Below are 9,672 nucleotides of genomic sequence, written 5' to 3'. Positions count from 1 at the left end.
TGAACGGCCACCGGCCCGGCGAACGTGTACCCCTGCTCCGCGGCATGGCGGCGGACCTGAGCCGCGAGGTGCCCCACCACCTCAGCACTGCCGGGGGCCAATCGCAGGTGGGACTCCGGCGGGAGTTCGATGACGAAGGCGTTGGGTACCAGAGTGCGCCGGCGGTCCAGGATCAAGGCGCGGTCGTCGCACTCGCAGTGCAGTATCCGCACCACCTCGGCCCGCTTCCCGGCGCGCGGCATCAGCGCTTCCCCCAGCGCGTCGACCCATCCTTCCATCACACGTTCCATACCGACGAGGAATCCCATCCCGCTCCGCTGCCCGACGGAGCGCGGGGCACACGCACCCGTACGGGTGGATCGGACGGTGCCGGGAGAGCACTCGACGGCCGCTCCGAGCCAGGCCGGCCTCCGGAGTCCACCGTGACAGTCGCCGTGATCTCCCCGCCCCGGTCCGGCCCGAGAGATACATACGGACGATCGAGCAGGCATCCACTCGGGTGACTGGCGATTTCCCTGGGGTCGGAGTGCCGTGCGGGGGTATCGGCATCACGTTCGTGTTCACGTTCTGCCCGAGGATGGTGCCGTAGCCATGTCCGACGATGCCTTGCTTTTCGTTCTTCCCGAGCGCCACCCGCGTCTGGGCGCGGCCCTGGCCGCTGTCGGCGAGTTGGAGTGCGCCGGGACTCCCGCGGTACGGGGATGGCTGCAGGCGCACGGCGTCCCCGCCTCCTCCGAATACGTCAGGATCGTCCCGGCCGGAGCCGAGGTGCTCATCCCCGAGGACGCGGAGCGCCTGCCGGTCCCTCTGAGCGAGGAGGAGACGGTCCGGGTGGAGCACGCGTGTGCGCCCCCGTCCGTGACGGACATCGAGTCCGAGCTGCTCACCTTCAGGGACACCACCCAGGACTGGCGGTCCCTGGTCCACCGGGCGCTGACCTCCGGGATTCCCGCGCCGCGCATCGCGCAACTCACCGGTCTGGACCCGCAGGACATCGTCCAGGCCGTCGGCGGCCCGTCCGCCACCGAACCCACCGGGTAGCGCGACCTGGGGACCGGCGAACGGTTTGGGATCCAGAGGCGGCCTCGCGCGGGGGTGGTCCGCGTACACCACGCGGTGCACGTGGGCGACGCCACCCGCGGCGCGCCCTCAGCGGGAAGGCACACAAGCGGGCGACACCGCAGCCGAGTTGCACCCGGCAGGGGTGTCGGTGGCGGCAGCGGTGCCGGTGTCGGTGTCCTCGGAGGACGTGAGCACGGAGTGCACCAAGGCCTCCTCGACGACGCCGTGAGCCGTCATCAGGCGCGCGAAGCCGCGCGGCGCGGTCAGCCGGTCGGCCTCGACGCCGCGCGGCATCAGGCGGAACACGTCCTCCGTCGCCCGGTGATCCAGAAGTGAAGTTGGGTGAACGACGCGCGGGTGCCGTCGAGTCGCCACGGCGGCCCGCGCGATTGGCGATCACCGGTGCGGGGCATCAGGAGGGGGCAGGACCGACCGCGCAAGTCGTGCCGCGGCCCCGGCGAACGGACAGCGGGGCCGGCGGTTGTCCTAGGAGGGGAAGTGATCCGCCATGCGTACGCATCGGCGTACCCATCGGCGTTCGGTTCGAGTGGAGTACCTGCTGCCCGAGGAAGCCGCTTCGGCAAGGAGGGCGCGCAGGCTGACCACCGTGTTCCTCACCCGGTCCCGGCACCGGATGGCACAGGTGGACGCCGGACACATCGACGACGCGACGCTCATCGCGTCCGAACTGGTCACCAACGCCGGCCGGCACGGCCGCAGCGCCTGCCGCCTACGCCTTCAGGTGTCCGACGACCGGGTGACTGTCGAGGTCTACGACGACAACCCCAACCAGCCTCGCGTACGGCCGTTGACCGCGGAGGGCGAAAGCGGGCGGGGCCTGGCCATGGTGCGGTGCCTGGCGCAACGGTTCGACATCATCCCGGTCAGCGGGGGCGGCAAGCGCGTGCGTGCGGTCCTCGCCATCTGACTCCACGGCATCGCCCGCCTCGGCGGCCTGGATCGCCTGCGTCCTTGCGTGGAACGTCGTGTGTGCGTGACGTGGAGGCGCGGACGGGGACCATTGCCGTTCGCACACACGGGCGTTTGCTTGCTCGTCGGGTCCTCGGGTACTGCGATGGAATGAGCATGGCATCCACCTGGCCCCGTTCCTCCGGGGAGTGACTGGTTCGTGACGCACCTCGACGGCCCCGGCGACAATCAGGTGCAGGGACCGGGTGACGGCCCTGACGTCATCGCGACGGAGATCGGCCCTGAGGTCATCGCGACGGAGATCGGCCCTGAGGTCATCGCGACGGAGATCGCCGGCGCTGTGGAGAGACTGTCGGATCTGTGGTCCGTCGCCATACAGGGTGCGGTTATGCGGCTCTCCCTGCATCAGCTGAGGGCGCTACGGGTTCTGGAGACGGCGCCGGGACTGAACCTCACGGGCTTGGCGGAGTGGCTGGACATCGGGATGCCCACGGCCAGTCGGCTGTGTGACCGCCTGGAGGCGGCCGGCCTGCTGGACAGGGCGTACCACCCGCGCAGACGCCGCGAGGTGCAACTGCGCCTGACAGCGGCTGGTCGGCATGTGCTCGAAGACGTGGCCGGGCGTCGGACGCGTGCTCTGGCCCTCACCCTGGCGGTGATGGAACCAGCCGACCGGGCCGCGTTGAGACGTGGCCTGAGGGCGTTCCTGCGGGCGCTCGATGTGACGTCGACATCGTCACGGTCCGACGCCCCGGGCCGTGGGTGACGAGGGCAGCGTGCCGCAGGGGTGGGTCGTTCGGTCCCGAGGGCGCGGCCGTTCCGGTCCGGGCGCACGACTGCGGCACCCCGCCCCGGCCGGGGAGCGGGCAGGCAGCCGGACACCCGGGCGGTGACAGTGAGGGTGAGGCCCCGACCGGGCCGGCTGTCGACGGCAAACTCCCGAACCAGCCGCTTCGGCGAACTCGGGCCCGGGCCCGGGCCAGGCCTCCGCCGGAGGTGTGGCCGCCGGCCATCGTCCGCCCGAGGTCACCGGTGCACGGACCCGAGTCGACGAACGAGGACGACGGCGACCGGAGCCCGCGTGAGCGGACGGAACCCGCGTGAGCGGACGGAAACGGGGCATTCGGAGAATTCAGGGCACCGACAAGTACGGGAGGTATCCGTTGTGCACGCCATCGAGGCGGGAGACACGCTGCTCGTAGAAAGCCGGACAACAGCGGTACGCGCACGACAGGTGACACGCGACTTTCTGTCCCGGATCGCTCCTCGGGATCCCGCCGAGGTGGACGCCGCGCTGATCGTGGTGTCGGAGCTGGTGACCAACGCCATCCAGCACGCCGACGGGGTCACCGGGTTCCGGTTGAGGGCGGCCCCGGAGACGCTGACGATCTCCGTCGACGACGCGAGTCGCGAACGGCCGCACACGCGCCGCTCGCAGCCTTGGCAGCCGGGAGGCTTCGGATGGCCGCTCGTCCAGCGGTTGTCGAAGGCGGTACGTGTGGACGTGCGTCCAGGCGGCAAGACGGTGCGGTCGGTCCTCTCACTGGCTCACTGACGCGGAGCGGTGATGTGATGATCGCCACGTTTTACGTGGTCAACAGGTGTGAGTGCCGCGAGGCCGGGTAGCAGCCCCGCACGGACGGCCTGCCGGGGGACAGGAGGGGCCGGGACAGTAGGGGAGTGGGCTGTGACCGCGACAACACGCGTCGGCACGAAGACGGACGCCGGTACCGACACGGGTACCGAGCTGCCGCACATCGCCGACCCGCAGAAGATCGCGCCCAAGGACGCCCGGGAGTTGTCCCGGCTGTTCTTCGACCGGCTCACCCTGCTCGAAGAGGGCACTCACGAGTACCAGTACGCGCGCAACACCCTGATCGAGATGAACATGTCCCTGGTCCGCTACGCGGCCGGCCGGTTCCGCGGGAGCGGCCAGGACATGGAGGACGTCATCCAGGTCGGCACCATCGGACTGATCAAGGCCATCGACCGGTTCGAGATCTCACGTGAGGTCCAGTTCGCGACCTTCGCCGTGCCCTACATCGTCGGCGAGATCAAGCGGTTCTTCCGCGACACCTCCTGGGCCGTCCATGTGCCGCGCCGTCTCCAGGAGGCGCGCATCGAACTCGCCAAGGCCAGCGAGGAACTCGGCACACGCCTCGGCCGGGCCCCCAAGGTGTCCGAACTCGCCGCCCTGATGAGCCTCACCGAGGAGGAAGTCGTCGAAGCCCAGATCGCGGCGAACGGCTACGCCTCCGCATCGCTCGACGCCGCCATCGGCAGCGACCCCGACGGCCAGGACGCGACACTCAACGCGTTCATCGGCGAGGAGGACGCCGCGCTCGAACTCGTCGAGGACTTCCACACGCTCAGCCCTCTCATCGCCGATCTCCCGGAGCGGGACCGCGTCATCATCCACATGCGGTTCGTCGAAGAACGCACCCAGGCGGAGATCGGGGAGCACCTCGGAGTCTCCCAGATGCACATCTCCCGGCTGATCACCCGACTCCTGGCCCGCCTGCGCGCGGACATGCTCGCCACGAACTGAGATCCGACCGAAGAGACGCTGTCCAGCGGTGACCGGCGGCCGGAAGGGCCGGCCCCGCTGTGGCGATCGTCACGGAGACCTTCGAGGGTCCTTGCGTACGCTGAACGCGTCCGGTCAGCGTGAGTCCTGAGGAACCTGGGGAGCGGTGCCCGGGGACGCGACCGGCTGTAAGGTGTTGAAACAGCCCTTGACCTGCAAGAACGCAGGCAGGGAGCCTACTTGCAGGAGTCCTCGGATGTTGCGCACCATGTTCAAGTCCAAGATCCACCGAGCCACCGTCACCCAGGCTGACCTGCACTACGTGGGATCGGTGACCATCGACGCCGACCTGCTGGACGCCGCCGATCTGCTGCCCGGTGAGCTGGTCCACATCGTCGACATCACCAATGGCGCGCGGCTGGAGACGTACGTCATCGAGGGGGAGCGCGGTTCGGGTGTCGTCGGGATCAACGGGGCCGCCGCCCATCTCGTGCACCCCGGAGACCTGGTGATCATCATCAGTTACGCTCAGGTCGACGACGCCGAGGCGCGAGCCCTGAAGCCCCGGGTCGTGCATGTGGACCGCGACAACCGGATCGTGGCACTGGGCGCCGACCCGGCGGAACCGGTGCCGGGGTCGGACCAGGAGCGCAGCCCGCAGGCCGTGTCCGCCTGACCACCGCAGCAGCCCCAGGAGCGCCCGTGAGCGACATCAGCATCCGCGACGACCGGCCGGCCGGCCGCCTCGAAGCGCTCGGTGAGGACGGCCAGGTCGTCGGCCGCATCGAGTACTTCGTCCTGGAGTCGCCCGCGCCCGCCCTGGTCCCGGTGCACACCGTCGTCGAGCCGGCCCACGAGGGCAAGGGCATCGCCGGCTCCCTGGCCCGCGAGCTGTACGCGATCTCCGGCCGCGAGGGCGTCCCCGTCGCCCCGCTCTGCCCGTACGTCGTGAAGTGGGCCGCGCGTCACCCCGAGGAGGCCCCGGCGGCCGACCCCGCGCTGCTGACCGCCGCCAAGGGGTGGCTGCGCGCCCACCCTGGCCGGTTCTGAGGGCGCCGGATGCTCGCCCTCCTGCACACCTCACCCGTCCACGTCCCCGTCTTCGACACCCTGCGCGACCGGGCCCACCCCGGCCTGCGACTGCGGCACTTCGTCGACGAGGACCTGCTGACCCGCGCGCGGGACCAGGGACCCGAAGCGGTCGCCGACGACGTACGGGCCGTGCTCGCGCAGGCCGTCGCCGAGGGGGCGCGGGCGGTGCTGTGCACCTGCTCGACCCTCGGCGCGGTCGCGGAGACCGTCGCACGGACGGCCGCGGCGGGGGTCCCGGTGCTGCGCGTCGACCGCCCGATGGCCGCCGCCGGGGTCGCCGCGGGCCCGCGCGTCGTCGTCCTGGCGGCCCTGGAGAGCACCCTCGGCCCCACCGCGGAGCTGGTCGCGGAGGAAGCCGCCCGCGCGGGCCGTCCCGTCGCGGTGCGCACGCTGCTCGTCGACGGCGCCTGGGACCGCTTCGAGGCCGGTGACACCGAGGGCTACGTCCGCCTCGTCGCCGCCACCGCCGACACGGTCACCGGCGCCGATGCCGACGCGATCGTGCTCGCCCAGGCCTCCATGGCCCCCGCCCAGCACCTCACCACCACACCGGTACCGGTGCTGAGCAGTCCCGCACCGGGCCTGGCCGCGGGTGCCGAGGCGGCCCGGGGCGGCTGACCGGGCGGTGGGGGTCCGGTCGGGCGCACCTTGTGCCACCGCCGGGTGACTGGGTGCGCCACCGCCGGGCCTGGTCGCGGGTGGCCGAGGCGGCCCGGGGCGGCTGACCGGGCGGTGGGGGTCCGGCCGGGCGCACCCTGTGCCACCGCCGGGTGACTGCGCGCGCCACCGCCGGGTAGACGGGGCAGTAGTCCAGAGCCAAGCCCATCCCTGGCCGGAGGACACGATGACCAACCCGTTCCCGGACCCCGTCCAGCCACCGCCGACGCCGGGTCCCGACCCGTACCCCAGCCCGGTTCCGAATCCCCAACCGCCCCCGGGGCCGGACCCCACTCCACCCGTTCCCGGACCGGGCCCCGAGCCGTCCCCGAGTCCGACCCCGCCGGCCCCACCGCATCCGGGCCCACCGCCGCCGGACCCGGACCCGTCCCCGATCCCGCCGGGTCCCGAGCCCGTCCCGAACCCGGAGCCGGGCCCACCCCTGAGCTGACCCGGGGTGCACGAAGCGGTGGGCGGCACCCGCGGGACGCCGCCCACCGCGAGGACCCTCGCAGCCGGGCGGCTACGCCGAGACCTCCGACCGGTCCCCGCCCCACAGGGTGTGGAACGACCCGTCGCGGTCCACCCGCCGGTACGTGTGCGCCCCGAAGAAGTCCCGCTGGCCCTGCGTCAGCGCCGCGGGCAGCCGCTCGGCACGCAGCGCGTCGTAGTAGGCGAGCGCCGCAGCGAACCCCGGCGTGGCGACGCCCTGGAGGGTCGCGGCGACCAGCACCTCGCGCCACGCGTCCTGCGCCGCCCCGATCTCGGAGGCGAACGTCTCGTCGGACAGCAGGCTCGGCAGGTCCGGCCGGGCGTCGTACGCGGCGCGGATCCGGTCGAGGAAGGCCGCCCGGATGATGCAGCCGCCCCGCCAGATCGCGGAGACGGCACCGAGGTCGATGTCCCAGCCGTACTCCGCACCACCCGCGGCGATCTCGTGGAAGCCCTGCGTGTACGACACGATCTTCGAGGCGTACAGCGCCTGTTCCACCCGGTCCGCGAAGGCCTGCGCCTCCGCCCGGTCCAGCGCCGCCGGCTTCGGCCCGCTCAGGCCGCGCGAGGCCTGACGCAGCGCCGCGTGGCCGGACAGCGACCGGGCGAACACGGCCTCCGCGATGCCCGACACCGGCACCCCGAGGTCCAGCGCGATCTGCACGGTCCAGCGGCCGGTGCCCTTCTGCTCGGCTCCGCGATGCCCGACACCGGCACCCCGAGGTCCAGCGCGATCTGCACGGTCCAGCGGCCGGTGCCCTTCTGCTCGGCCTGGTCCACCACCACGTCCACGAACGGCTCGCCCGTCGCCGCGTCCACGTGCGACAGCACCTCGGCCGTGATCTCGATCAGGTACGAGTCCAGCCGGCCGGTGTTCCAGGTGCGGAAGATGTCCGCGATCTCGGCCGGGGAGTACCCGCCTACGTCGCGCAGCAGCTGGTACGCCTCCCCGATCAGCTGCATGTCGGCGTACTCGATGCCGTTGTGCACCATCTTCACGAAATGCCCGGCCCCGTCCGGACCGACGTGCGTCACACACGGCGCCCCGTCGGCCGCCTTCGCGGAGATCTTCTCCAGCATGGGGCCCAGCGACTCGTACGACTCCGGGGAGCCGCCCGGCATGATGCTCGGGCCGTGCAGCGCCCCCTCCTCGCCGCCGGAGATGCCCGTGCCCACGAAGTGGATGCCGCGCTCCCGCAGCTCGCGCTCGCGGCGCCGGGTGTCCGCGAAGTGCGCGTTGCCACCATCGATGATCATGTCGCCGGGCTCCAGCAGCGGCGCGAACTCCTGGATCACCGCGTCGGTCGGTTCCCCGGCCTTGACCATGACGACCAGGCGGCGGGGCCGCTCCAGCGCCGCCACGAACTCCTTGGCGGTCTCGGCGGCGATGAACTCGCCCTCGCCGCCGAACTCCTCCACAAGGGCGTGCGTGCGCGCCGCCGTCCGGTTGTGCAGCGCGACCGTGAAGCCGTTGCGGGCGAAGTTGCGGGCGAGATTGCGGCCCATGACCGCGAGTCCCGTGACGCCGATCTGGGCTGAGTCAGTCATCCGGTTGGCTCCTCAAGAATCGGTAGCTCGTCGGCCGGTGATCCGTGCGTGACGCTCACGCGCCGGCGCCGGTCCCGTCCCGTGCACATCCTGTCGCGTCGCTCCGCCCACCGCACGCGCTGGACACGCGAAGTCGCCCACCCGGATACGGACACAGGGGCCCGCCCGTCTCAGACGTCACGCAACAGGCCTGCCATCCGGCCGAGTTGAGCCAGTGCGGCTGATACTCGTCTTGTCACGGCCAGTGAGCAGCCCTTACTTTTGCCCCTCCTGACGCATGTCGAGGGGGATCTCCATGGCCGTACGCGGTCGGCACCGCCGGTATCAGCCGAACAGGATCAACCGGGCCTCGCTCACCGTCACGGCGGGTGGCGCCGGCATGGCGATCCCGCTCATCGGCGCCGGAGCCGCCCAGGCGGCCGACGTGGAAACCTGGGACAAGGTCGCCGCGTGCGAGTCGACCAACGACTGGAACATCAACACGGGCAACGGCTACTACGGCGGCCTCCAGTTCACCCAGTCCACCTGGGAGGCGTACGGCGGCACCCGGTACGCGCCGCGCGCGGACCTGGCCACCAAGGACCAGCAGATCGCCGTGGCGGAGCGGGTGCTGGACGGTCAGGGGCCGGGCGCCTGGCCCACCTGCTCGGTGCGGGCGGGACTGACCGCCGGCGGCGACGCCCCCGACATCGATCCGGCCGGCACGTCCGCGAAGTCCACCGGGAAGTCCACCGGCACCAAGCCGGTCAGCACTCTCAAAGACGTCCAGCCGCAGACCACGCCCCAGTCACGGGCCGGCACCGCCGAGATGTACACGGTCGTGCGGGGCGACACCCTCTCCGGGATCGCCGACGAGAAGGCCGTACGGGGCGGCTGGCAGCGGCTGTACACCGCGAACCGGACGACGATCGGAACCGACCCCGACCTCATCGTTCCCGGCCAGCGGCTGGATCTGCGCGGCCAGGCCGCCGCCAAGGCCCCGGCCACCAGAACCCCGAGCACCACGGAGCGCAAGGAACCCGCGCAGAAGAAGACGGCCGAGAAGAAGACGGCCGAGAAAAAGGCGGCCGAGAAGAAGACGTCGGAGAAGTCGTCGGAGAAGAAGACGGCCGGCCGTTCCTTCGTCGCCCCCGTCGACGCCGGCCTCGGCACGCCGTACCACGCGACGGGATCGTCCTGGTCGAAGGGCTACCACACCGGCGTCGACTTCCCCGTGCCCACCGGCACGTCGGTGAAGTCCATCGCCCCGGGCACGGTGGTCAGCGCGGGCTGGGGCGGTTCCTTCGGCTACCAGGTGGTCGTCCGGCACTCCGACGGCCGCTACTCGCAGTACGCGCACCTGTCCGCGATCTCCGTGCGGGACG

At 71.7% G+C, this 9,672-nt stretch carries 11 protein-coding genes and 1 pseudogene; 9 read left to right on the top strand and 3 right to left on the bottom strand.

Annotated features, from left to right (window positions below):
- Nucleotides 1-278 (bottom strand): FhaA domain-containing protein (locus BM536_RS40675; RefSeq protein ID WP_158086487.1); only part of this gene is annotated, 278 nt, incomplete at its 3' end.
- 313 nt (nt 279-591) lie between these two features.
- On the opposite strand from BM536_RS40675, the gene BM536_RS03570 reads away from it, so the two are divergent.
- Entirely contained in the window at nt 592-1,041 is a 450-nt protein-coding gene (locus tag BM536_RS03570) for a DUF6003 family protein (RefSeq protein WP_073499458.1), read from the top strand.
- A gap of 108 nt (nt 1,042-1,149) precedes the next feature.
- Here BM536_RS03570 and BM536_RS03565 read toward each other — a convergent pair whose 3' ends face one another.
- Complete coding sequence (locus BM536_RS03565) at nt 1,150-1,368, bottom strand: hypothetical protein (protein WP_073499456.1); 219 nt, start codon at nt 1,366-1,368, stop codon at nt 1,150-1,152.
- A 202-nt stretch (nt 1,369-1,570) separates the two neighbouring features.
- Here BM536_RS03565 and BM536_RS03560 point away from each other — a divergent pair, with 202 nt between their 5' ends.
- The 7 genes from BM536_RS03560 (at nt 1,571) to BM536_RS03530 (ending at nt 6,229) form a co-directional block, all read left to right on the top strand.
- Complete coding sequence (locus BM536_RS03560; RefSeq protein ID WP_245873249.1) at nt 1,571-1,990, top strand: ATP-binding protein; 420 nt, start codon at nt 1,571-1,573, stop codon at nt 1,988-1,990.
- Nucleotides 1,991-2,191: 201 nt separating this feature from the next.
- Entirely contained in the window at nt 2,192-2,758 is a 567-nt protein-coding gene (locus tag BM536_RS03555) for a MarR family winged helix-turn-helix transcriptional regulator (protein ID WP_073499453.1), read from the top strand.
- A gap of 21 nt (nt 2,759-2,779) precedes the next feature.
- Nucleotides 2,780-3,547: an ATP-binding protein gene (locus BM536_RS44240; RefSeq protein ID WP_079275266.1), complete on the top strand. Its 768-nt coding sequence runs from the start codon at nt 2,780-2,782 to the stop codon at nt 3,545-3,547.
- Between the two features lie 132 nt (nt 3,548-3,679).
- Nucleotides 3,680-4,540, top strand: a complete 861-nt coding sequence (locus BM536_RS03545; protein ID WP_073499451.1) for an RNA polymerase sigma factor SigF — start codon at nt 3,680-3,682, stop codon at nt 4,538-4,540.
- 235 nt (nt 4,541-4,775) lie between these two features.
- Nucleotides 4,776-5,195, top strand: a complete 420-nt coding sequence (gene panD, locus BM536_RS03540) for an aspartate 1-decarboxylase (protein ID WP_073499449.1) — start codon at nt 4,776-4,778, stop codon at nt 5,193-5,195.
- A 26-nt stretch (nt 5,196-5,221) separates the two neighbouring features.
- A complete protein-coding gene (locus BM536_RS03535; protein ID WP_073499447.1) occupies nt 5,222-5,569 on the top strand; it encodes a GNAT family N-acetyltransferase in 348 nt (115 codons plus the stop codon).
- A 9-nt stretch (nt 5,570-5,578) separates the two neighbouring features.
- Entirely contained in the window at nt 5,579-6,229 is a 651-nt protein-coding gene (locus tag BM536_RS03530) for an aspartate/glutamate racemase family protein (RefSeq protein WP_073499445.1), read from the top strand.
- A gap of 562 nt (nt 6,230-6,791) precedes the next feature.
- On the opposite strand, the pseudogene gndA reads toward BM536_RS03530, so the two are convergent.
- Nucleotides 6,792-8,308: pseudogene (gene gndA / locus BM536_RS03520) on the bottom strand (NADP-dependent phosphogluconate dehydrogenase).
- A 295-nt stretch (nt 8,309-8,603) separates the two neighbouring features.
- Here gndA and BM536_RS03515 point away from each other — a divergent pair.
- Nucleotides 8,604-9,672, top strand: a 1,069-nt coding sequence (locus tag BM536_RS03515) for a transglycosylase family protein (protein WP_094102504.1), incomplete at its 3' end; no start/stop codon positions are given.

Origin of the sequence: Streptomyces phaeoluteigriseus (assembly GCF_001896135.2) — a bacterium.
GTDB classification, from domain to species: Bacteria; Actinomycetota; Actinomycetes; order Streptomycetales; family Streptomycetaceae; genus Streptomyces; species Streptomyces phaeoluteigriseus.
The sequence above is the reverse complement of the archived record's forward strand: the minus strand, read 5'-3'. Positions and strand labels throughout refer to the sequence as shown.

Coding starts and splice junctions, on each gene's coding strand:
- BM536_RS03570 (WP_073499458.1), top strand. CDS start 592: ATGTCCGACGATGCCTTGCTTTTCGTTCTTCCCGAGCGCCACCCGCGT.
- BM536_RS03560 (WP_245873249.1), top strand. CDS start 1,571: ATGCGTACGCATCGGCGTACCCATCGGCGTTCGGTTCGAGTGGAGTAC.
- panD (WP_073499449.1), top strand. CDS start 4,776: ATGTTGCGCACCATGTTCAAGTCCAAGATCCACCGAGCCACCGTCACC.
- BM536_RS03530 (WP_073499445.1), top strand. CDS start 5,579: ATGCTCGCCCTCCTGCACACCTCACCCGTCCACGTCCCCGTCTTCGAC.